The sequence below is a fragment of the Microbacterium atlanticum genome (assembly GCF_015277815.1).
Lineage (GTDB): Bacteria > Actinomycetota > Actinomycetes > Actinomycetales > Microbacteriaceae > Microbacterium > Microbacterium atlanticum.
In genome coordinates, this window is sequence record NZ_CP063813.1 from 44,931 (window position 1) to 65,574 (window position 20,644).

Genomic DNA, 20,644 nt, shown 5'->3' on the forward strand with positions numbered 1-20,644 from the left:
GAGGGTCGCGCCCGGGTCAGGGGCGGAGCATGAGCGTGTCGGTGGTCGTCGCGTCGACGGCCGCGTCGGTGTAGGCCCACGGCGTCAGCTCGGCCTTCTGCCACGACTCGACCTGGTCGATGTAGTTCGTGTGGAACGCGTGACCGCTCTGACCGGTCAGCTGGTTCCACTGCGAGTCGTCGAAGTCGCGGAGGTCGACGATCATGCGCATCGACGGCACGGTGACCGTCGCGAAGCTCTGACCGAGATCCCAGCCCGTCGCGTTCGACACCGACGAGCCGCCGCCCACCGGGAAAGGCCCGCGGTTGAAGAGCCACTCGATCGGCGCGATGCCCGACGAGCCGAACGTGTCGCTCACGAGCGGCAGCGCGTGCAGGCCGCCCCAGTTCCAACGCGTGGGGTTGTCGCCTTGGAGCTCCACGAGGCGCTCGTGCGCCTCGATCGCGGACTGCTCCAGCATGTCGGTCATGCCGTCCACCCCGAGCCCGTCGTTGACCCACCACGCGGACGTCTCGTCGTCCAGCATCTGGTTCACCACCAGGAACAGGCGTCCCTGCCCGCTGAGCGGCGCGGCCTCCTCCCGGCCGTCGACGAAGACGTTCTCGGCGAGGGTGTCCCACAGCACGTTGGCGTACGCGGCGGCCGCCGAGTCCGCGTTGTTCTGCGCGTCCCATTCCTGCAGCAGCGCGAGTGCCGCGTCGGTGTCGTCGTCGCCCGTCGTGATGTCGGCATAGGCGGCGGTCAGGCGCATGCCGATGAAGGAATAGTTGTCGGCCTGGATGAGGCGAAGGTCTTCGGCGGTGATCGGTCCGAGTGCGATCGCCCGCTGGATGAGTTCGTCGATGCGGGCGGCGCGCCACCCGTAGTCCCAGTCGGTCGTGAGCTCGTAGGAGTAGTCCTCGCCCACGATCGCGTTGTTCGCGGTGACGATGTAGCCGTCGGCGGGGTTGTACGCGACCGGCAGCTCCTCGAACGGGATGTAGCCCTTCCACGCGTAGGCGGAGTCCCAGCCGGGCTGAGGCATCGAACCGTCGCCGGCGCCGCGGATCGGCAGCTTCCCGGGCGTCTGGTAGCCGATGTTGCCCTCGACGTCGGCGTAGATGAGGTTCTGCGCCGGCACGTCGAACAGGGCCGCCGCCGCGCGGAAGTCGTCGAAGTCCCGCGCGCTGTTGAGGGCGAAGATCGCGGATGCCGTGGTGCCGGGTTGCAGCGCCGTCCAGCGCAGGCTCACCGCGACCTCGCCCTCGGGTGCGTCGGCGGGGGCGGCGACCGTTCCGTCGGTGCCGGTGTACGGCGCGTCGGCGATGGCGGTGAAGTCGCCGGTCAGCCCCGAGACGATCGGCCCGTTGACGGTGGACCGCACCTCGAGCTCGACGTCCTCGCCCCCGGCGACCTCGAAGGTCTCGGTGCGCGTCTCGAGCGGCACGAGGGCGCCGTCGTACCAGGAGGAGTCGCCCTGCACCTTCTCGAGGTACAGGTCGGTGACGTCGGTGGTGAGGTTCGTGAAGCCCCACGCGATGCGGTCGTTGTGACCGATGATCACGCCGGGAAGTCCCGAGAAGCTGAAGCCCGCGACGTCGAAGGGGCACTCCTCGTCGACCGTCTCGCATCGCAGCTGGATCTGGTGCCACACGCTCGGCAGCGAGGCGCCGAGGTGCGGATCGTTCGCGAGCAGCGGCATCCCGGTGTCCGTCAGGCTTCCCGACACGACCCACGAGTTCGAGCCGATGCCCTCGCCCGCGTCGCCGACGAGCTCGCTCACCGCCTCCAGGACGCCGCCGACCTCGGTCCACTCGATCACCGAGGCGTCAGCGTCCGGGTCGCCGGACGATGCCTCCGTCTCGCCGTCGGCGGGCTGGTCGGGCACCGTGCCGACCGCCGGCACTGTGGAGATCTGCGGCACGATGACCGGATTGCGGTCGAAGGGGTAGCCGGGGTAGAGCTGGTCGATCTGCGCCTCGGTGAAGTCGGAGGCGATCACCGCGCGCTCCGTCTCGCTCTCGATGTTGCTGCGGAGGTCCCAGGCCATCGCCTTGAGCCAGGCGACGGAGTCGGCCGGCGTCCACGGCTCGATCTCGTAGTCCGGGTTCTGCAGCCCCAGGATGGCGTACTCGAAGGACGCGTCCGTCCCGTCGTTGTCGGCGAGGTAGGCGTTCACGCCGGCGGCGTAGGCGTCGTAGTAGGCACGCTCCGTCTCGTCGAGCGCCTCGACCTCCTGCTCGGCGATCGCCCGCCAGCCGAGCGTGCGCAGGAACTTGTCGGTCGCGAGCTGCGACTCGCCGAACAGCTCCGAGAGCCGGCCGCTCGTGACGTGGCGGCGGAAGTCCATCTCCCAGAACCGGTCCTGGGCGTGGACGTAACCCTGCGCGAAGAAGAGGTCGTGCGATGACGACGCCGTGATGGTGGGGATGCCGAGCGCGTCTCGCTGCACGGTCACCTCGTCATCGAGCGCCGGCGCCGTCACCTCGCCGCTCAGCGTCGGGAACGACCGCTGCGCGGTGTAGACGACGAAGCCGACCGCGATCAGCGCGATCACCACGATGCCCGCGAGCACGCTGTAGAGCGTGATGCCGACGGTCCGCCCCACCGACCGCCGCGGAGCGGGTTCGTCGACGGCGTACGGGGATGGTTCAGGCTTCGACATCGAAAGGCTTTCCGGGCGTCTGGGGTCGGGAACGCGGTGTCAGGCATCGCGAGATCCGGTGCCGCGCGCGTTCGGGTCGGCGCGGCACCGATCGCATGCTAACCCCGATTGCGCGCGGCGCCGAATCGCCCTCGCTTCTGCGCACCCATCAGCCGGTCGCCGCAGCCCCGCGCCGCGGATCGGCGCGATCGGTCAGTCGGTGCCGGAATCGAACGCGGCCGCTTCGGACGCGGCATCCGTCGCCTCCGCGAGCTCCTCCTGCTCGGCGCTGAACCGCTCGGCCCGCTCGGTGATCTCATCCGCCTCACCCGGTGCGAGGTGACCGACGAGCTCGCCGGTCGCGCCGCCGATGAGACCCTTCGCCGCGTAGTACTCCAGGCGCACCCGCGAGTCGGCGATGTCGAGGTTGCGCATGGTCAGCTGGCCGATCCGGTCGGTCGGGCCGAAGGCGGCGTCGCCGACGCGCTCCATCGAGAGCTTGTCGGGGTGGTACGACAGGCGCGGGGCGCTGGTGTCGAGGATCGTGTAGTCCTCGCCGCGTCGCAGGCGCAGCGTCACCGAGCCGGTGATGGTGGACCCCACCCACTTCTGGATGGACTCGCGCAGCATGAGCGACTGCGGCTCGAGCCAGCGTCCCTCGTACATGAGGCGGCCGAGGCGCCGGCCCTGCTCGTGGTAGGTCGCGAGCGTGTCCTCGTTCAGGATGCCGTTGACCAGGCGCTCGTACGCCGTGAACAGCAGCGCCATGCCGGGCGCCTCGTAGATGCCGCGCGACTTCGCCTCGATGATGCGGTTCTCGATCTGGTCGCTCATGCCCAGGCCGTGGCGGCCGCCGATGCGGTTGGCCTCGAAGACGAGCTGCACCGGGTCGGCGTAGTCCACGCCGTTGAGCGCGACCGGACGGCCCGCCTCGAAGGTCACGGTGACGTCTTCGGGCTCGATCTCGACCGCCGGGTCCCAGAACTTCACGCCCATGATGGGCTCGACGACCTCGAGCGAGACGTCGAGGTGCTCGAGCGTCTTCGCCTCGTGGGTGGCGCCCCAGATGTTCGCGTCCGTCGAGTACGCCTTCTCGGCGGAGTCCCGGTACGGGAAGCCGTGGGCCACGAGCCACTCGCTCATCTCCTGGCGACCGCCGAGCTCGGTGACGAAGTCGGCGTCGAGCCACGGCTTGTAGATGCGCAGCGCCGGGTTGGCGAGGAGTCCGTAGCGGTAGAACCGCTCGATGTCGTTGCCCTTGTAGGTGGAGCCGTCACCCCAGATGTCGACGCCGTCCTCCTTCATGGCCCGCACGAGGAGCGTGCCGGTGACGGCGCGGCCGATCGGCGTGGTGTTGAAGTAGGTGCGACCGCCCGAGCGGATGTGGAAGGCGCCGCACGCCAGGGCGCCGAAGCCCTCCTCCACGAGGGCCGGCTTGCAGTCCACGAGGCGTGAGATCTCGGCGCCGTACGTCAGCGCGCGGTCCGGGATCGCGGCGATGTCGTCCTCGTCGGGCTGCCCGAGATCGCCGGTGTACGTGCACGGAATGGCGCCCTTGTCGCGCATCCACGCCACGGCGACGGAGGTGTCAAGTCCTCCCGAGAAGGCGATGCCGACGCGCTCGCCGACGGGCAGGGACTGGAGGACCTTCGACATGGATCACAAGTCTACTGAGCGGCCATCGGATGCCTCGAACCGAGCTCGTCACCGTGACGACGAGGAAGGAGCGGATGCCTGCTGCATCCGCCCCTCCGTCCTCCGGCCGGTCCCCGCCTCGACCGGTGGACTCAGACCGCCGCCGCGCTCACGCCACGAGCGGCCCGTGGGCCGCCGCGCTCACGCCACGAGCGGCCCGTGGGCCGCCGGCGCGCCGTGGCGGGCGGCACGCCGATCGCGGTAGCGGCCGATGAGGATGATCATCGTGCCGATCGCCAGGAAGGCGACGAGGATGGCGCCGATGTACGCGAACGCGGACGGATACCCTCCGGCGCCGTGAGGGTCGAGGAACGGGTATGGGTACCACCACGGCGTGGTCCCGTCCGGGTTCGCGACCCGCTCGCCGCGGATCATCGTGTAGACCGTCCAGACGAGCGGATAACCCATGAGCGCGATCAGGGTCCACCACGGCAGCGCGCGCCGGCGCGGTGCGAGCAGCAGGTCGAGGACGAAGTAGATCGGCAGGACGACGTGCAGCACATCGGCGGCGTAGGTGTCGAGCATTGCGATGCCGACGGAGTCCCCCAGAGCGACGGCCGACGGCAGGTCGCGGAGCAGCATGTTGTAGACGAGGCCGAGCAGCAGAACGGGTCCGGTGACGGCCGCGACGGCGAGTGCGATGCCGAGCGGCTCGCGCCTCGAGCCCGGGTGCCGCATCGCCCATGATGCGGCCACGATGAGGGTGACGGCGGCGAGCGTCGTCGACACGATCGTGAACAGGCTGAAGTAGTTCGTCAGCACCACGACAGGGCTGTGACCCTGGCGTGCCGCGCGATCCACATTGACGATGAAACCGGCGACGATCCCCGAGCATCCGGTGACTGCCGCCCCGATTCGGAACCATGCCCAGCGCATTTCCTGCCCCTTTCGACATCACGCGTTCACGTGTCGTTTCCCCGGGCACTGGTGTACTCCCGGCAGGGCGCGGCGAGGGGGAACCTTGGTGTTCGGATAGCGCGGAAAACGCGTGTCCGTCATTCGGCTTTGTGGCAAGCGCACAACATGTCCGCCGTTCGGGGGACAATCTCTACAAGCGCTTACATCCCCTGCGCGAGTGCGGAGTCGGCGTCTGCCGCGGCGGACGCCGCGCCGATGCGGCGACCCCACCACATCACGAAGGCGCCGACCGCGATGATCGCCAGCGCGATGCCGACGACGTACCCCATGACCGAAGCCCAGCCGCCCGGCGCGTTCGGGTTGAGGAACGGGTAGGGGTACCAGAACGGGTCGCCGGAGACGGGGTTGGTGACCAGGCCGCCGCGGACATCGTGTAGGCGACCCAGGCGATCGGGAAGGCCACGATCGCCCACAGCGCACGCCAGGGCAGAGCTCGTCGGCAGGGACCGAGGAAGACGTCGGCGAGGAGGAACAGCGGTCCGATGAGGTGCAGCACCTCGTTCGACCAGGGGATCGGCTCGCTCCCCTGCGGCAGGGTGATGTTGCGCAGCAGGAGGTTGTAGACGATGCCCGTGATGATCATGTAGGTGCTCACGGACGCGAGCGCGATGGCCAGCCCCGTGGGCTCGACGGCGCCTGGGCCGCGTCGGCGGACGACGAACCACACGGCCGCCCACAGCAGCACGATCCCCGCCGAGGCGTTGGAGAGGATCGTGAAGAAGCTGAAGAAGTTCGCGATCGTCGTCGTGATGTCGCGTCCGAGCTCGGCGGCGGTGCCGATCGACTTCGCGAGCTGGGCCACGATGCCGGCGATGATCGCGATCGCCATCGCCGCACGTGCGGCGGTCCACACGCCGGCAAACGACGTCGTCCGCATGCCGTCACCCTAGCGTCGTCGGCGCTCAGAACGGCGCGGCGCCCGCGGAGTCCTCGGAGAACGGACGGAAGACAGGGACCGGACGCTCCGGCTGGACGACGTACCGGCGCCCGGTCGGCGATGTCCAGAGAACGGCTCCGCCGGAATCCGGAACGGCCGAGACCGTCCATTCGGTGTGATGTCGCACGACATGGTGACCTCTGCACAGCGGGCCGAGGTTGGTCAGCGAGGTGTGGCCGTTGCGGGCCCAGTCCACGTGGTGGTCGACGTCGCACCGAGAGGCCGGCATCCCGCACCCCGGGCCCATGCAGCGGTCGGCCCGCCACTTGACGAGCTTCGCCAGTGCCGGAGGTGGTGCGTACCGATCACGGCCGACCGACAGCACCATCCCGGTCTCGGGGTGGGTCAGCACGCGCGTCCACCCGGCGGCGCCGCCGGCGAGCTCCTTCGCGACGGAGAGGGGGATCGGGGCCATGCCCTCGACGACCGGCGGCGCGATCCCCGCCGCCGCTCGTTCCCGATCGGAGTCGTGGAGCAGTGCGAGCGCGGGGACGGTGACCACGACGGTCGCCGTGATGCCGCGGGCCGCGTCGGGGTGGAGGTCGGTGCGGCCGTCGATCAGAAGGTCGAGGATCACGTCGGTGCGGACCTGCTCGAGGGTGCGCTCGTCGCCCGCCTGCGTGCCGCCGCCGTGGTCGCCCGCCGGCACGCAGCGCGCGCACTCGTGCAGAGCGCTCGCATCCCCCTCGCACGCATCCGGAACGGTCTCGACGTGTGCCGCGCGGATCGCCTTGGCCATCGCGGTGGCGCGGGCGTGTGCCGCCTCGATCGCGACCATCGGCCCGTACAGGTGGAGCCAGCCCATGCCGTCGTCGGCGCGCTCGATCGCGATCCGCCGGTTCTTCAGGGCCGCCTCGTGGCGCTCGGTGAGGGTCGCGGAGCGAACGCTCTCGATCAGCGTGCGCAGCTTGCGGCGGAAGGTGCCCACCGGCTCCTGCTCCGCCAGCGCGAGCCCCGCCTCGAGCACGCGGTCGTGGAAGTCCGCTTACAGCTCGCGCAGCTCGCCCACCAGGATGCTCGCGTGGTCCTCGGTGATGGCCGCGTGCTCCATCGAGGTCAGCACGGAGGGGAAGTCGTGGATGACGGCCTCGGCGAAGCTCATCAGACTCCCCGCCGCGTGCTCGGTCACGCGCAGCGCGGCCGCGAGCTCCAGCCGCACGCCGCGCTCCACCACCGGGGTCAGGACCCGCCCGCTGCGGCCGGCCTGCGCCAGGCCTCGCGCCGCATCGCATCGATGTGCACCAGTCGCTCGGCTGCGAACACGGTCATCATGTCGGCGGTCTCGACGACCCGATCGACGTCGTCGAGGAAGATCCTGCCGGGGATCTCGGGATCGCTGAACATGCTCTGACTTTAGAACATACCTCCGACATCGCCGCTCTCAGCGTGGCGAAGCCGCTCGCCGCCGGGCCGCGGCATCCGGCCCCCTCGGCCCGCCCGGATAGGATGGGGTGTAACCGTCCGCTAGCGGGGGAGTAGCCCATGCCAGGCATCGTGATCGTCGGAGTCCAATGGGGAGACGAGGGCAAGGGCAAGGCGACCGACCTGCTCGGTGAGCGCACCGATTGGGTCGTCAAGTTCAACGGCGGGAACAACGCCGGCCACACCGTCGTGATCGGCGACGAGAAGTACGCCCTCCACCTGCTGCCCTCCGGCATCCTCTCGCCCGGCGTGAACGCCGTCATCGGCAACGGCGTCGTCGTCGACCTCGAGGTGCTCTTCGCGGAGCTCGAGGCGCTGCACGCGCGAGGCCTCGACACCTCGCGCCTTCGCGTCAGCGCGAACGCGCACATCATCACGCAGTACCACCGCACGCTCGACAAGGTCACCGAGCGCTTCCTCGGCAAGCGCCAGATCGGCACGACCGGTCGCGGGATCGGCCCGGCGTATGCCGACAAGATCAACCGCGTCGGCATCCGCGTGCAGGACCTCTTCGACGAGAACATCCTGCGCCAGAAGGTCGAGGGGGCGCTGGACCAGAAGAACCACCTGCTGGTGAAGGTCTTCAACCGCCGTGCCATCACGTGCGACGAGATCGTCGACGACCTGCTCGCGTACGCCGACCGGCTGCGCCCCATGGTGGCCGACACGGGCCTGCTGCTGAGCGAGGCGCTGGACGCCGGCGACGTCGTCGTCTTCGAGGGCGGCCAGGCGACGATGCTCGACGTCGACCACGGCACCTACCCCTTCGTCACCTCCTCGTCCGCGACGGCGGGCGGGGCCGCGACCGGCTCGGGCGTCGGACCGAACCGCCTCGACCGCATCGTCGGCATCGTCAAGGCCTACACGACCCGCGTCGGCTCGGGACCCTTCCCCACCGAGCTGTTCGACGAGAACGGCGACTTCCTGCGCTCGCGCGGCTTCGAGTTCGGCACCACCACGGGCCGTCCGCGTCGCGTCGGCTGGTACGACGCGCCGATCACGCGGTACGCCACGCGCATCAACGGCATCACAGACCTGGTGCTCACCAAGCTCGACATCCTCACCGGTCTCGATCGGATCCCGGTGTGCGTCGCCTACGACGTCGAGGGTCAGCGATTCGACGAGGTCCCGGTGAACCAGTCCGACTTCCACCACGCCACGCCCATCCTGGAGTACTTCCCGGGCTGGAAGCACGACATCTCGGGCGCCCGCACCTTCGAGGACCTCCCTGTGGAGGCGCAGCAGTACGTGCTGGCGCTCGAGGCGATGAGCGGAACGCGCATCTCGGTGATCGGCGTGGGTGCCGCGCGCGACGCCGTGATCGTGCGTCACGACCTCGTCGACTGACGCCGCTTCAGACGCATGAGATTCCTGCTGGGCGGGTACACCGCCGACATGGACGGCGGCGCGACGGGATTCGGGATGCTGCTCGCCGGCGCCGCAGACGACGCGTCTGCCGGTGGCGCGCTGGCGTTCACCGGTGACGCGGCCGCGGCCGACTCGCCGTCGTGGATCGCGCTCCACCCCGGATCGGCCGGCCTCGCCCGCGGCGACGTGGTGTACGCGGCGCTGGAGGCGCGCGGCGAGGTCCAGGCGTTCCGCCGCACCGGCGAGGCGACCTTCGTGCCGCTCGGCACGCCCGTGACCGCCGGCGAAGCGGTGTGCCATCTCGCGATCGCGCCGGATGCCTCGTTCCTGCTGGCAGCCTGCTGGGGCGACGGGAGGGTGGTGCGGATGGAGGTGGATGCCGCCGGCCGGCCGTCTTCACCGGTGATCCTTCCCGCCGCGACCGGGCCCGCCGCGTCGGAGACGTCGCCGGCGCCCGCTGCCGGCGACCTCGACCTCGCGGCAGCCGCGCGTGCCCTCCGTGAGGCGGCCGGAGCGGAATACGCCCACCTGGTTCCGCGGGTCGACGACGAGGACGCGGCGGAAGACGCGGGAGACGAGGCATCCGCTCGCCCGTCCCGCGCCCATCAGGCGGTGTTCCTGCCGGGCGGGCTGGTGGCGACGACCGATCTGGGTCTGGATCTCGTTCGGTTCTGGCGGATGCGGGGCGACGGACTGCGACGGCAGCAGGAGGTGGCGCTGCCCCGTGGCAGCGGGCCGCGGCACATGGTGTGGCATCCGAGCGGGCATCTGTACGTCGTGACCGAGCTGTCGTGCGAACTGTTCGTGCTCGCCCCGTTCCCGCCGGCGACCGGATCCGGTCCGTCGTCGTGGCGCGTGGTCGGCGGCAGCCCTCTCGGCGCGGGCACGCTTCCGGGCGACAGCGCTGCCGAGCTCGCCCTCTCGCACGACCGCGAGTTCCTGTACGCCGGCGTCCGCGGGAGCAACACCCTCGCGACCCTGCGGGTGCGCGGTGCCGGCGAGTCCGTCGTGCCCGTCGCGCTCGTCGATGCCGGCGTGGACTGGCCGCGTCACCACCTCGTGGTGCGCGACACCCTCCTCGTCGCGGGGCAGCGTTCGGATGAGGTCGCCTCGCGCCTCGTCGACATCCGCACCGGAGTGCCCGGCCGCGTGCGGCACCGTGCGGCGGCCCCCTCGCCGACCTGCATCGCCGCGATCGCCTGAGATCCGGGTCCGGCCGCCGTCCGCGGCCTCAGCCGCACGCGGTTCTCAGAACTTCGCGTCCTGTCGGGGGATGAAGACCTGCTTGATGATGAGCAGGATCGATGCCGTCACCGGGATCGCCACGAGCGCTCCGAGCAGCCCGAGGAGCGTGCCGCCGACCATCGCGCCGATGACGACGAGCGCTCCCGGCACCGAGATGGTCTTGTTCATCACCCGGGGAGTGAGCACATATGCCTCGAGCTGCATGTAGACGAGGTAGATGATCGCGAAGATGAGCGCGGGCAGCCATCCAGTGAACAGCGCGATGATCGTCGCCGTGATCCAGTACAGCACCGAACCGATGAGGGGGATGAGCGTGATGCAGAACGCGAGCACCGCCATCAGGGCCGGGAACGGCAGACCGAGGAAGAGGTGCAGCAGGAAGGCGACCACCGAGTTGCAGAACGCCAGGATCACCATGCCCATCAGATAGCCGCCGATGGAGTCCGTGATCTGCTCCGTCAGGGCGCCCGCCTTGGGGCGGTTGCGGGCGGGGGCGAACCGGATGAACGCCGTCTTCATCGCGGGGAGCCCGGCGAGGAAGTACAGGCTCAGCACGAGCACGATGATGAGCCCCGAGATGGCTGTGCCCACGTTGATCGCGAAGTTCAGCACTCCTCCGCCGATCGCGGCGATGTTCGCCGGGTTGGTGAGGAACTGCTCCACCTGGTCGGTGATGGCACCGACCTGCGCGCCGAACGTGCCGGACAGCCACGCGTAGAAGTCGGACTGCTGGAAGTCGTTCACCGTCTGCGGCAGGTCCTGGAAGAACGAGGTCAGCTGGCCCACCAGCGCCGGGACGACGAGCAGCAGGACCGCTGCCAGCACCAGCGCGAACGCGGTGTACACGATGACGATCGCCCAGGGCCGTGACACATGATGACGCCCGAACCACCGGACGATCGGATCGAGGCCGAGGGCGGCGAACAGGGCGAAGACGACGTAGATGATGATCGTCGACAGGTTCCAGAAGGCGAGGCCCAGCCCGATCGCGGTGAGTCCTCCGAGCGTGATGAGCAGGCCCAGGCGGAACGGGCTGTTGAGGTTGGCCCAGAACGTCTTGCCGGCCGGCGCTTCGCCCGTGAACACCGGCTCCCGGTCGGCGAGCAGCGGCGCGGCGGACGAAGCCGGCGCATGGCCGTCGGTGCCCGGTGCCGCCACGGACGGTGAGAGGTCGGCCGCCGGCGCGTCGGTCGCGCCGAGAGAGGGCGAGGACTCGGTCATGGACACACTGTATGCCCGGGCCGCCGGGCGCAACGAGCCGTCGGCGGCAGATTCACGCCGATCGCGTGACGAGGGCCCGGGCGAGGCCGCGGGAGCCCCTCGGGTATCGTCGAGGGGCGAGGAGGCTCCCCTGATGACCGAAGATCCCGCGGCGACGCTCGCCCGGCTGCGCAGCAGCATCGACAACATCGACGCCGCACTGGTGTACATGCTCGCGGAGCGGTTCAAGGCGACCAAGCAGGTCGGTCACCTCAAGGCCGATCACGGCATGCCGGCCTCCGATCCCGCCCGGGAGGAGCAGCAGGTGGCGCGGCTGCGGCGCCTCGCCGAGCAGGCCGACCTCGACCCCGCCTTCGCCGAGAAGTGGTTCAACTTCGTCGTGGCCGAGGTGATCCGCCACCACACCGAGGTCGCCGACAGCCGTTGAGCCCCGGCTCCCTGCACGGATCAGGGCACCGCGCGCCGGAGCGTCAGGTAGGAGACGCCGGCGAGCGCGGCGCCGAGCAGCAGTCCCCACAGCGACAGGCCGAACGCGCCCTGCGTCGCGAACCAGGTGAAGACCCGCTCCCACGCGTCCAGGCGTCCGACGATGTACATCCAGAGGACGATCGTCGCCCCGAGTCCGACGAGCACGAGGGTCAGCACCAGCGTCCCCGAGCGCTTGTAGATCGTCGCGGCCCAGAATCCCGCCACGAAGACGAGCATCGCAGAGGTGAACCAGAACAGCAGCGCGGCCGCCGCGCCCCCCTCCCACACCCACGGCAGGTAGAAGAAGTAGCCGTTCAGGCCCCACCCTCCGGTCGCCTGCTCGAGGAGCCCTCCGACGGTGTACACCGCCGCGAGGACGAGACTCGTGGCCGCCGCCGTCAGGAGGGTGCCGGCGTAGAACTCGCGGCGCGTGACGCTCATCGCCTGCGAGAACGGGAAGGTGAGCGTGAGCGCCTGCACGCCCACGACGCAGAAGTACCACAGCGGCGCCTGGGCGCCGCCGCCGTACTTGGCGCCGGTGATCCCCGACGTCTCGAGCATGGCGTAGATGGCGAGGGTGAGCAGGAACGCGCCGCCCAGCACGAGCAGCGGAACCCACACGTAGGTCTGCCGGTTGATCAGCTGCATGCGCACGACGCTGACGGTGCGGTTCATCGGAGTGCCCCTTCGTCGATGACGGCCGGATCGGGCGTTCCGCCCGCGTGCTGAGTGGTGCGGACGATGAGCTGCTGGAGGGAGACCGGGGCGATCTCGAGCCCGGCCACGCTGAGCCGCTCGCGGTCGTCGTCCGTCAGCGAGCCGAGCACGGTGACCGACGAGACGCGGCCCAGGCTCTCGCGGTGGATCACCTCGCGGCCGGCGACGAACTGCTCGACCGCGGCGGTGTCGCCGATGATGTTCGAGGCCCGGTCGCGGACGGCATCCGTCTCCTCGTCCATGATGATCCGGCCGCGGTCGATCACGAGCACCCGCTCGAGGAGGTTCGAGACCTCGTCGATCAGGTGGCTCGAGAGGATCACGGTGCGCGGATGCTCGGCGTAGTCCTCCAGCAGCCGGTCGTAGAAGATCTGGCGGGCCACGGCGTCCAGACCCAGGTACGGCTCGTCGAAGAAGGTGATCTCGGCGCGAGAGGCGAGGCCGATGATGACACCGACCGCCGACAGCTGCCCGCGGGACAGCTTCTTGATGCGCCGCTTGACGGGCAGCTGGAAGTCGTCGATCAGCCGCTCTGCCAGGGCCTGATCCCAGTTCGGGAAGAACAGCCGCGCCGTCGCGAACGCGTGCCGCGGCAGCGCATCGTCGGGGTACTTCTGGCTCTCGCGCACGAAGCACATCCGGGAGAGCACCCGGGCGTTCTCGTACGGCGGCATCCCGAACACGCGCACATCGCCGCTCGAGGCGAAGTTCTGCGCGGTGAGGATCGACATGACGGTCGTCTTGCCGGCGCCGTTGCGCCCGAGCAAACCGTAGATGGTGTCCTTCTCGATGGTGAAGCTCACGTCGTCCACGGCGACCACGTCGCGATAGCGCTTCGTGAGGTTCCTCACCTCGATGACGGGCGTCCCGGTCGTCATCGGATGTTCCCTTCCAGGTCGGCGACCGTCGCGTCGGCGCGGTCGCGGATGAGCACTGCCAGGTCCTCGGGCCCGAGCCCGAGCTTGCGGGCCTCGGTGAGCAGCGGATCGACGAAGCGGTCGGCGAACGCGGCCCGGCGCTCGCCGAGGACGATGTCTCGCGCGCCGGGCGCGACGAACATGCCGATCCCGCGACGCTTGTACAGCACTCCCTTGTCGGCGAGCATCGCCACTCCCTTCGCTGCGGTGGCGGGATTTATCCGGTAGAAGGCTGCGAGCTCGTTGGTAGACGGCGCCTGCGTTTCCTCAGCCAGGCTGCCGTCGATGATGGCGTCCTCCACGCTCTCGGCGATCTGGAGGAACAGCGCGCGTCCTTCTTCGATCACGTCCACTCCGGCTTGTCGGTTAGTTACTTGAGTAAGTAACCACAGAACGCCCGAGCTGTCAAGACTCGCGCCCCGGTCGGCGACGCCGACCGGGCGTCGGCCGGCGGGTGCCTTGCGCACTAGGGTGTGCCCATGACGGTGGCGTTCGTCCTCGGTGGCGGCGGAGTCCGCGGTGCCGTGCAGATCGGCATGCTGCGCGCGCTGCTGGAGTCCGGCATCCGGCCGGACCTGATCGTCGGCACCTCGGTCGGCGCGATCAACGGCGCCTTGGTGGCAAGCGACCCGCGCCCCGCGGTCGTCGACCGTCTGCTCGACGCGTGGACCTCGCCCGAAGCGAACTCGGTGTACGGAGACTCGCTGTTCGCGCAGTTCACGCGGCTGGTGAGGACCCGGACGCACCTGAACTCGCCGGCCCCGCTGCGGAGGCTGCTCGAGCGCGCGCTCGGGGAAGACGCCCGCTTCGAGGATCTGCCGGTGCGCTTGCGCGTCGTGGCCGCGAGCATCGAGCGGGCGGCCGAGCGGGTCTTCGACTCCGGTCCGCTCATCGACGCCGTGCTGGCATCGGCCTCGGTCCCGGGTCTCCTGCCGCCGACCCGCATCGGCGAAGAGCATTTCATCGACGGCGGCATCGTGAACTCCATCCCGATCGCACACGCCGTGGAAACCGGTGCCGACACCGTTTTCGTGCTGCAGGTGGGCCGCGTCGAGACACCCCTCGAGGCGCCGCAGACCGCCGTCGACACCGCGCGGGTCGCCTTCGAGGTGGCCCGCCGGCACCGCTACGCGCGCGACCTCGCGACCGTGCCCGAGGGGGTGACGCTGCTCGTGCTGCCCAGCGGCGAGCCGGGCGGCGACGACTCGCTGCTGTCGTACCGCCGCATGGACAGCGTCCGCGGCCGGATCGATCGGGCATACGAGGCGGGCCGCGAGTTCCTCGCCGCGCACGGCCTCGTCGGCGGGGATGCATGATGCGGATGGCTCCCATCTGGGTGCGCCGCATCCTCCTCGCCCCGCTGGTGATCGTGGCCGCGGTGCTCATGTTCGTCCTCACGCCGCTCTGGCTGCTCGTGGGCCTCGCGCTGACCTCGCTCGTCCCCGGGCGGTTCCGCCTCCCCCGCGTGCTGTGGCTGATCACCGTCTACCTCCTCTGGGAAGCCGTGCTGGTCCTGGCGATGTTCGGCCTGTGGATCGGGTCCGGCTTCGGCTACGCGCTGCGACGGCCCGCTTTCGTGGCCGCCCACTATCGCCTGGGTGCGTGGGGCCTGCGCGTGCTCTTCCGCGTCTTCGGCAGCGTGCTGCGCTTGACCATCTCGACCACCGGCGGGGACGACGACGGAGGAATGGACGCCGTCGCGGGACCCGACGCGTTCGACGCGCTGTTCGCGCCGGGCACCCCGCTCATCGTGGCGAGCAGGCACGGCGGACCGGGCGACTCGTTCATCCTCATCCACACAGTGCTCAACGAGGCGCATCGCCGGCCGCGGATCGTGCTGAAGTACACGCTGCAGTGGGATCCCGCGATCGACATCCTGCTGCACCGCGTGCCGTCGCGGTTCATCGTCCCGACCGGCTTCCACCGCACCGAGCGCGGCGGCGGCATCGGCGTCGAGCGGGCGCTCGCCGACCTCGCCACCGGCCTCGGGGCCGACGACGCATTCGTCATCTTCCCGGAGGGCGGCAACGTGAGCCCGACCCGTCGGCTGACACGGATCCGGCGCCTGCGGGATGCCGGGCGCGAGGGCCTCGCCGCGCGCGCCGAAGCGCTCGTGCACGTGATGGCGCCGCAGCCGGGTGGTATCCACGCGGCGCTCGACGCCGCCCCGACGGCCGATGTCGTGTTCATCGCGCACACCGGCCTGGACCGCCTGGTGACCGTGCGCGACATCTGGCGGGAGCTGCCCATGGACAAGGGCATCACGATGTGCGCGTGGCGAGTGCCCCGCGCCGAGGTGCCCGAGGGCATCGAGGAGCGCGGGGCGTGGCTGTTCGACTGGTTCGCGCGGATCGACGGGTGGATCGACGCGCACCCCGAGCTCGACGGCTGAGGGTCAGCGGTGCGGCTTCGGATGCACGACGCGTCCCGGCGCGTCGCCGTGACCCCGCGACGGCACCGGCCACGGTGCGGGCGGCGTCGTGCTGGGCCGCTGCGGCGCGGGAAGCGGCTCGGCGACGGGCGACGACGCGGGCGGGGGCGCCGCAGGTGCGCCGGAGGCCGAGGCGGGAGGGGCGGATGCCGTCTCCGTCGTCGCCGGTGGCGCGGCGGTCGGGCCCAGCTCGAGCATCACCTTCTTCTCGAGCACCTCGATCGCTTCGTCGGAGAGCGAGATGAGTCCGTCGAGCTCTTCGCGGACGCGGCGGTAGGCGAGCTGGCGTTCGGCGGGGGTCGCCGCCTCGTCGATCGCGACGGTGAGCAGCTTCTTCGCGGTCTCGAGGCGCTTTCGCTCGATCTCGGTGAAGCTCGAGTCGCGCAGGCGCCGGGCGTCGCGCTCCGCGACGTCGAAGGCGACCTCGAAGTCGGCCACCGCGCTGCGGTACTCGGCGAGCTGGTCCTTGGTCAGGCGCGCCTTGGACGATGCGGGGCGCAGTCCGTCGGCGATGCGCTTGGCGCGCAGGAACGCGGCGGTCAGCGGCTGGCGGCCGTCGCTCATCGCGGGGAACGCGATGATCTTGGCGACGTCCAGCTCGTACTCCAGCCACCGCGACGTGACCGCGTCGTGCGTCGCGAACAGACGTTCCAGCTGGGTGGCCTGCGTCTCGCGGGCGGCGGGCACCGCCGCGGGCACGGCGGTCGGTCCGGTGATCGTGGGGAGGGATGCCGCCGGCACGGCCTTGCCGCGGGCGGCCGCCTGCGCCGCCTTCAGCTCGGCCTTGGCGTGCATCATCTCCAGCCGGCGCTTGTGGCGCAGGCGCGCACCGCGCTCCCAGGCGCTGCCGACCCAGCCGACGACGCCCATGAGCGGGAACACCAGCCACCAGTAGCTGCCGATGAAGACCCAGATCTGGTCCACTCTGTCATGCTAACGGCCGCCGCCGACCGCGCGCTCGCCTCAGGGCACCCTGCCAGCGGGTGGCTCGCCTGGTCGCGGCTGCGGGAGTCGTGCGATCAGCCCCGGCAGCCGGTCCGCAAGCTCGGCGATGGCGGCCGCCGCCGCCGTGATGCTCGCGGCCGTGGTCGTCGCGGCCGAGATCGGGCGGGCGGCGCCGGGCACGGCGGCCTGGCGCTCCGCCTCGTCGAACGCGAGCTCGAGCTCACGCACCGCCACGCGGTATTCGGCGAACTGCTGCGGTGTGACGCGGTCGCGCAGCGTCGGCCGCTTGGTGAGGGCCTCGCGCTGCGCCATGAGGAAGGCGAGAGTGGCCGGATGCCGCGAGTCGGTCATCTGCGGATAGGCCAGCGCCTTGTCGACGTCGGTCTCGTACGCCAGCCACCGCGCGTTCACCGCATCGTGCACCGCGTACAGCCGGTCGATCGGCAGCGGGTCGTGGACGTCGGCCGCGCGGTACTGCGAGTAGCCGGCTTTCACGCGGGAGCGGCTCGCGCGGAGCTCGAGCGACGCGCTCCGCTCGGCGTGCTTCGCAGCCTGCAGCTCTCGCCGCGCCTCGTACGCGCGGTGCGCCGGCTGTGCCTTCGACGTCATGACGTCGGCCTGGGCCGTGCGCACGCGGGCCTTCGCAGCGACGAGCGCGCGGTACGCCTGCATCTCCTCATGACGTGCGGCGTCGAGCTCGAGACGACGCGCGCGGCGGGTGCGCGTCGTCAGCCCGGCGTAGGTCGCCGCCCCGGCGCCCGCGGCGGCCGGGGCGATCCACCACCAGGTCGACACGATGAGGAGGATCGGCTCCACGGTGCCATGGTAGTCGCGATATAGCGCAATTGTCGCCGGGAGTCTCCTGGAGGATCTCCGGCGGATTCAGTGGCCGCCGATTTCCATCGTTCCGCCGTGGCGTCGGCGGTCGGTGGCCTCGTGGACCGGGCTGCCGGGGCCATGGCCGGGTTCGCGCGTGCGCGTGCGGGTCTTCCGCGACTCGTACGTCTCACGCGGCGGCGAGAAGAAGTTCCGCACCCGGGTCCACATCGAGAGGCCGCCGCTCATGGGCAGACCATACCGCGCGTGCGCGGCATCCGCATCCGCCGGATCGAGTGCGGCGCCGCGCGAAGCCCGCCGCCGCGCATGGGGATCCGCCGGATCGAGTGCGACGCCGGGCGAAGCCCGCCGCCGCGTATCGAGATCAGCCGAACAGCAGTGCGAAGACCGTGGCGCCGCCGCCGACGAGGATCAGGGCGACGATGGTCACCCACGCGATGATCTTGACCCGGCGCTGCCGGGTGTCGTTGAAACCGCTGTACTCGTCGTCGTCCGCCGCCATGCGCTCATCCTACTTCCGGGTCCGCGCGAACCCGTGTCAGGCGGTGTGCTCGGTGACGATCGGCCCGAAGGCGTCGGGGAGCGTCGAGGTCGACAGGCCGCGCAGCTCGGCCAGCGGCACGGTGAACAGGCCCTGCACCTCCAGCGCCGGCTCGTCGCCGTCGGCCGCGGAGTCGGTCACACCGATCCGCAGCACCGGGTAGCCCCGGCCCTCGCACAGCCCGCGGAACTTCACGTCGTCCTCGCGCGGCACCGAGACGATGACGCGGCCGGTGGACTCCGAGAACAGCGCGGTCGCGGCATCCACCCCGTCCCGTTCCTGGATCTCGTTCAGCCATACGCGGGCGCCGACGCCGAACCGCATCACGGACTCGGCGAGAGCCTGCGCGAGACCCCCCGACGACAGGTCGTGCGCCGACGAGACGAGCGACTGCTGTCCGGCGGCGTGGAGCAGGTCGGCCAGCTTCTTCTCGTTCGCGAGGTCCACCGCCGGCGGGCGACCGCCGAGGTGGCCGTGGATCGTGCCGGCCCACTGCGAGCCCGAGAGCTCGGTCGCCGTGACCCCCAGGAGGTAGATGTTCTCGCCCGGATCCTGCCATCCCGACGGGATGCGGCGGGCGACATCGTCGATGATCCCGAGGACGCCGACCACCGGCGTCGGGAAGATGGGCTGGTCGCCGGTCTGGTTGTAGAACGACACGTTGCCGCCGGTGACGGGCACGCCGAGTTCGAGGCATCCGTCCGACAGTCCTTCGACCGCCTGCGAGAACTGCCACATCACTTCGGGGTTCTCGGGGCTGCCGAAGTTCAGGCAGTCGGTCACCGCGGTGGGCTGGGCACCGGTCACCGCGACGTTGCGATACGCCTCGGCGAGGGCGAGCTTGGCCCCCTGGTAGGGGTCGAGCTGGCAGAACCGGCCGTTGCAGTCGGTCGCGATCGCGAAGCCCAGTCCGGAGTGCTCGTCCACGCGGATCATGCCGGCGTCGTCGGGGAACGACAGGGCCGTGTTGCCCATGACGTAGTAGTCGTACTGGTTCGTCACCCACGACGTGTCCGCGAGGTTCGGGCTCGCCACCAGCCGGGTGAACTGGTCGCGCAGCGCGTCGGGATCGCTCGAGCGGGGGAGGGCGGATGCCGAGTCCTCTCGCAGCGCGTCGATCCATGCCGGGTACGCCACGGGGCGCTCGTAGACCGGTCCGTCGACCGCGACGGTCGAGGGGTCGACATCGACGATCTGCTCGCCGTGCCAGAAGATCTGCAGGCGCCCGTCGCCGGTCACTTCGCCGAGGACGCTGGTCTCGACGTCCCACTTCGTCGTCACCTCGAGGAACTCGTCGAGCTTCTCGGGCACGACGATCGCCATCATGCGCTCCTGGCTCTCGCTCATGAGGATCTCCTCCGGCGTGAGCGTGGGGTCGCGCAGCAGCACCTTCTCGAGGTCGACGCGCATGCCCGAGCCGCCGTTGGCGGCGAGCTCCGAGGTCGCGCACGAGATGCCGGCCGCGCCGAGGTCCTGGATCGCCTCGACGAGCTCGCCCTGGTAGAGCTCCAGGCAGCACTCGATGAGCACCTTCTCGGCGAACGGATCGCCCACCTGCACGGCCGGCCGCTTGGTCGGGCCGGTCTCATCAAACGAGTCGGAGGCGAGGATGGATGCCCCGCCGATGCCGTCGCCGCCGGTGCGGGCGCCGAACAGCACGACCTTGTTGCCGGCGCCCGACGCGTTGGCGAGCTTGAGGTCCTCGTGGCGCAGGACGCCGACCGCGAGCGCATTGACGAGCGGGTTGCCCTGGTAGACCGCGTCGAACACGGTCTCGCCGCCGATGTTCGGAAGGCCGAGGCAGTTGCCGTAGAAGCTGATGCCCGAGACGACGCCGTGCACGACGCGGGCGGTGTCGGGATTGTCGATGGCCCCGAAGCGCAGCTGGTCCATGACGGCGACCGGCCGCGCGCCCATCGAGATGATGTCACGCACGATGCCGCCGACACCGGTCGCGGCCCCCTGGAACGGCTCGATGTAGCTCGGGTGGTTGTGCGACTCGACCTTGAAGGTGACAGCCCAGCCCTCGCCGATGTCGACGACGCCGGCGTTCTGGCCCATGCCGACCATGAGCCGTTCCTTCATCTCGTCCGAGACCTTCTGGCCGAACTGGCGCAGGTAGATCTTCGAGGACTTGTAGGAGCAGTGCTCGGACCACATGACGGAGTACATGGCGAGCTCGCCCGACGTGGGCCGGCGGCCGAGGATCTCGCGGATCTTCGCGTACTCGTCGTCCTTGAGACCGAGCGCCGCGTACGGCTGCTCCTTCTCCGGGGTGACGGCGGCGTTCTCGACGGTGTCGGCCACGGCGGCCTGGGGAGGGGTGGTCACGCGGCTCAACTCCAGGATTCGGGGGATG

General features: G+C 70.4%; 21 protein-coding genes. 5 read left to right on the forward strand and 16 right to left on the reverse strand.

The genetic code is table 11. The annotated features are described in order from the left end of the window. Positions 1–16 precede the first annotated feature (16 nt). The 7 genes from IR212_RS00230 to IR212_RS00260 all read right to left on the reverse strand — a co-directional run bounded on the left by IR212_RS00230 (position 17) and on the right by IR212_RS00260 (position 7,517). A complete protein-coding gene (locus IR212_RS00230) occupies positions 17–2,644 on the reverse strand; it encodes a penicillin acylase family protein (RefSeq protein WP_194397057.1) in 2,628 nt (875 codons plus the stop codon). A gap of 192 nt (positions 2,645–2,836) precedes the next feature. Then, positions 2,837–4,279, reverse strand: a complete 1,443-nt coding sequence (gene argG / locus IR212_RS00235; RefSeq protein WP_194397058.1) for an argininosuccinate synthase — start codon at positions 4,277–4,279, stop codon at positions 2,837–2,839. Between the two features lie 180 nt (positions 4,280–4,459). Next, positions 4,460–5,194, reverse strand: a complete 735-nt coding sequence (locus tag IR212_RS00240) for a Pr6Pr family membrane protein (protein ID WP_194397059.1) — start codon at positions 5,192–5,194, stop codon at positions 4,460–4,462. A 256-nt stretch (positions 5,195–5,450) separates the two neighbouring features. Next, a complete protein-coding gene (locus IR212_RS00245) occupies positions 5,451–6,113 on the reverse strand; it encodes a Pr6Pr family membrane protein (RefSeq protein WP_337907610.1) in 663 nt (220 codons plus the stop codon). Positions 6,114–6,138: 25 nt separating this feature from the next. Next, positions 6,139–7,140: an HNH endonuclease signature motif containing protein gene (locus tag IR212_RS00250; RefSeq protein ID WP_194397060.1), complete on the reverse strand. Its 1,002-nt coding sequence runs from the start codon at positions 7,138–7,140 to the stop codon at positions 6,139–6,141. Between the two features lie 18 nt (positions 7,141–7,158). Next, positions 7,159–7,332: a hypothetical protein gene (locus tag IR212_RS00255; RefSeq protein ID WP_194397061.1), complete on the reverse strand. Its 174-nt coding sequence runs from the start codon at positions 7,330–7,332 to the stop codon at positions 7,159–7,161. 20 nt (positions 7,333–7,352) lie between these two features. After that, positions 7,353–7,517 (reverse strand): hypothetical protein, encoded by a 165-nt coding sequence (locus tag IR212_RS00260; RefSeq protein ID WP_194397062.1) that lies wholly within the window; start codon positions 7,515–7,517, stop codon positions 7,353–7,355. A gap of 138 nt (positions 7,518–7,655) precedes the next feature. Here IR212_RS00260 and IR212_RS00265 point away from each other — a divergent pair, with 138 nt between their 5' ends. After that, positions 7,656–8,942 carry an adenylosuccinate synthase gene (locus tag IR212_RS00265; RefSeq protein WP_194397063.1) on the forward strand — a complete coding sequence of 429 codons (1,287 nt, stop codon included), beginning with the start codon at positions 7,656–7,658 and terminating at the stop codon, positions 8,940–8,942. A 15-nt stretch (positions 8,943–8,957) separates the two neighbouring features. Further along, positions 8,958–10,166: a lactonase family protein gene (locus IR212_RS00270; RefSeq protein WP_194397064.1), complete on the forward strand. Its 1,209-nt coding sequence runs from the start codon at positions 8,958–8,960 to the stop codon at positions 10,164–10,166. Between the two features lie 45 nt (positions 10,167–10,211). Here the strand turns inward: IR212_RS00270 and IR212_RS00275 are convergent, their stop codons facing one another. After that, the gene (locus tag IR212_RS00275) at positions 10,212–11,429 is read right to left on the reverse strand and encodes an AI-2E family transporter (RefSeq protein ID WP_194397065.1); all 1,218 of its coding nucleotides are present in this window, start codon (positions 11,427–11,429) and stop codon (positions 10,212–10,214) included. 133 nt (positions 11,430–11,562) lie between these two features. Here IR212_RS00275 and IR212_RS00280 point away from each other — a divergent pair, with 133 nt between their 5' ends. After that, positions 11,563–11,856: a chorismate mutase gene (locus IR212_RS00280; RefSeq protein ID WP_194397066.1), complete on the forward strand. Its 294-nt coding sequence runs from the start codon at positions 11,563–11,565 to the stop codon at positions 11,854–11,856. A 20-nt stretch (positions 11,857–11,876) separates the two neighbouring features. On the opposite strand, the gene IR212_RS00285 is transcribed toward IR212_RS00280, so the two are convergent. From IR212_RS00285 to IR212_RS00295, 3 genes are read right to left on the reverse strand one after another with little or no spacing between them, the layout of a single operon-like run. Beyond that, positions 11,877–12,572, reverse strand: coding sequence for a hypothetical protein (locus tag IR212_RS00285; RefSeq protein ID WP_194397067.1), 696 nt, complete (start codon positions 12,570–12,572; stop codon positions 11,877–11,879). Further along, positions 12,569–13,492: an ABC transporter ATP-binding protein gene (locus IR212_RS00290; protein WP_194397068.1), complete on the reverse strand. Its 924-nt coding sequence runs from the start codon at positions 13,490–13,492 to the stop codon at positions 12,569–12,571. Before IR212_RS00290 ends, IR212_RS00285 begins: the two co-directional genes overlap by 4 nt. Next, positions 13,489–13,878 (reverse strand): GntR family transcriptional regulator, encoded by a 390-nt coding sequence (locus IR212_RS00295; protein WP_194398437.1) that lies wholly within the window; start codon positions 13,876–13,878, stop codon positions 13,489–13,491. Before IR212_RS00295 ends, IR212_RS00290 begins: the two co-directional genes overlap by 4 nt. A 132-nt stretch (positions 13,879–14,010) precedes the next feature. On the opposite strand from IR212_RS00295, the gene IR212_RS00300 reads away from it, so the two are divergent. Then, positions 14,011–14,847 carry a patatin-like phospholipase family protein gene (locus tag IR212_RS00300; protein ID WP_194397069.1) on the forward strand — a complete coding sequence of 279 codons (837 nt, stop codon included), beginning with the start codon at positions 14,011–14,013 and terminating at the stop codon, positions 14,845–14,847. 5 nt (positions 14,848–14,852) lie between these two features. Further along, positions 14,853–15,923 carry a 1-acyl-sn-glycerol-3-phosphate acyltransferase gene (locus IR212_RS00305; RefSeq protein ID WP_228479401.1) on the forward strand — a complete coding sequence of 357 codons (1,071 nt, stop codon included), beginning with the start codon at positions 14,853–14,855 and terminating at the stop codon, positions 15,921–15,923. A 3-nt stretch (positions 15,924–15,926) separates the two neighbouring features. Here IR212_RS00305 and IR212_RS00310 read toward each other — a convergent pair whose 3' ends face one another. From IR212_RS00310 to purL, 5 genes are all read right to left on the reverse strand, one after another. Next, complete coding sequence (locus tag IR212_RS00310) at positions 15,927–16,886, reverse strand: hypothetical protein (protein ID WP_194397070.1); 960 nt, start codon at positions 16,884–16,886, stop codon at positions 15,927–15,929. 39 nt (positions 16,887–16,925) lie between these two features. Further along, on the reverse strand, positions 16,926–17,723 hold the full coding sequence (locus IR212_RS00315) for a hypothetical protein (protein WP_194397071.1): 798 nt from the start codon (positions 17,721–17,723) through the stop codon (positions 16,926–16,928). 66 nt (positions 17,724–17,789) lie between these two features. Further along, complete coding sequence (locus IR212_RS00320; RefSeq protein WP_194397072.1) at positions 17,790–17,972, reverse strand: hypothetical protein; 183 nt, start codon at positions 17,970–17,972, stop codon at positions 17,790–17,792. Positions 17,973–18,108: 136 nt separating this feature from the next. Next, on the reverse strand, positions 18,109–18,246 hold the full coding sequence (locus IR212_RS00325; RefSeq protein WP_192633022.1) for a hypothetical protein: 138 nt from the start codon (positions 18,244–18,246) through the stop codon (positions 18,109–18,111). Between the two features lie 36 nt (positions 18,247–18,282). Then, positions 18,283–20,616, reverse strand: coding sequence for a phosphoribosylformylglycinamidine synthase subunit PurL (gene purL / locus IR212_RS00330; protein ID WP_194397073.1), 2,334 nt, complete (start codon positions 20,614–20,616; stop codon positions 18,283–18,285). Between the last annotated feature and the right edge of the window lie 28 nt (positions 20,617–20,644).

Bases quoted from the DNA above. Each gene is read 5' to 3' on its own strand.
- IR212_RS00305 (WP_228479401.1), top strand. From the start codon at position 14,853: ATGGCTCCCATCTGGGTGCGCCGCATCCTCCTCGCCCCGCTGGTGATC.
- IR212_RS00285 (WP_194397067.1), bottom strand. From the start codon at position 12,572: ATGAACCGCACCGTCAGCGTCGTGCGCATGCAGCTGATCAACCGGCAG.
- IR212_RS00325 (WP_192633022.1), bottom strand. From the start codon at position 18,246: ATGGCGGCGGACGACGACGAGTACAGCGGTTTCAACGACACCCGGCAG.
- IR212_RS00275 (WP_194397065.1), bottom strand. From the start codon at position 11,429: ATGACCGAGTCCTCGCCCTCTCTCGGCGCGACCGACGCGCCGGCGGCC.
- IR212_RS00240 (WP_194397059.1), bottom strand. From the start codon at position 5,194: ATGCGCTGGGCATGGTTCCGAATCGGGGCGGCAGTCACCGGATGCTCG.
- IR212_RS00270 (WP_194397064.1), top strand. From the start codon at position 8,958: ATGAGATTCCTGCTGGGCGGGTACACCGCCGACATGGACGGCGGCGCG.
- IR212_RS00245 (WP_337907610.1), bottom strand. From the start codon at position 6,113: ATGCGGACGACGTCGTTTGCCGGCGTGTGGACCGCCGCACGTGCGGCG.
- IR212_RS00260 (WP_194397062.1), bottom strand. From the start codon at position 7,517: ATGTTCAGCGATCCCGAGATCCCCGGCAGGATCTTCCTCGACGACGTC.
- argG (WP_194397058.1), bottom strand. From the start codon at position 4,279: ATGTCGAAGGTCCTCCAGTCCCTGCCCGTCGGCGAGCGCGTCGGCATC.
- IR212_RS00230 (WP_194397057.1), bottom strand. From the start codon at position 2,644: ATGTCGAAGCCTGAACCATCCCCGTACGCCGTCGACGAACCCGCTCCG.
- IR212_RS00290 (WP_194397068.1), bottom strand. From the start codon at position 13,492: ATGACGACCGGGACGCCCGTCATCGAGGTGAGGAACCTCACGAAGCGC.
- IR212_RS00320 (WP_194397072.1), bottom strand. From the start codon at position 17,972: ATGAGCGGCGGCCTCTCGATGTGGACCCGGGTGCGGAACTTCTTCTCG.
- IR212_RS00300 (WP_194397069.1), top strand. From the start codon at position 14,011: ATGACGGTGGCGTTCGTCCTCGGTGGCGGCGGAGTCCGCGGTGCCGTG.
- IR212_RS00265 (WP_194397063.1), top strand. From the start codon at position 7,656: ATGCCAGGCATCGTGATCGTCGGAGTCCAATGGGGAGACGAGGGCAAG.
- IR212_RS00280 (WP_194397066.1), top strand. From the start codon at position 11,563: ATGACCGAAGATCCCGCGGCGACGCTCGCCCGGCTGCGCAGCAGCATC.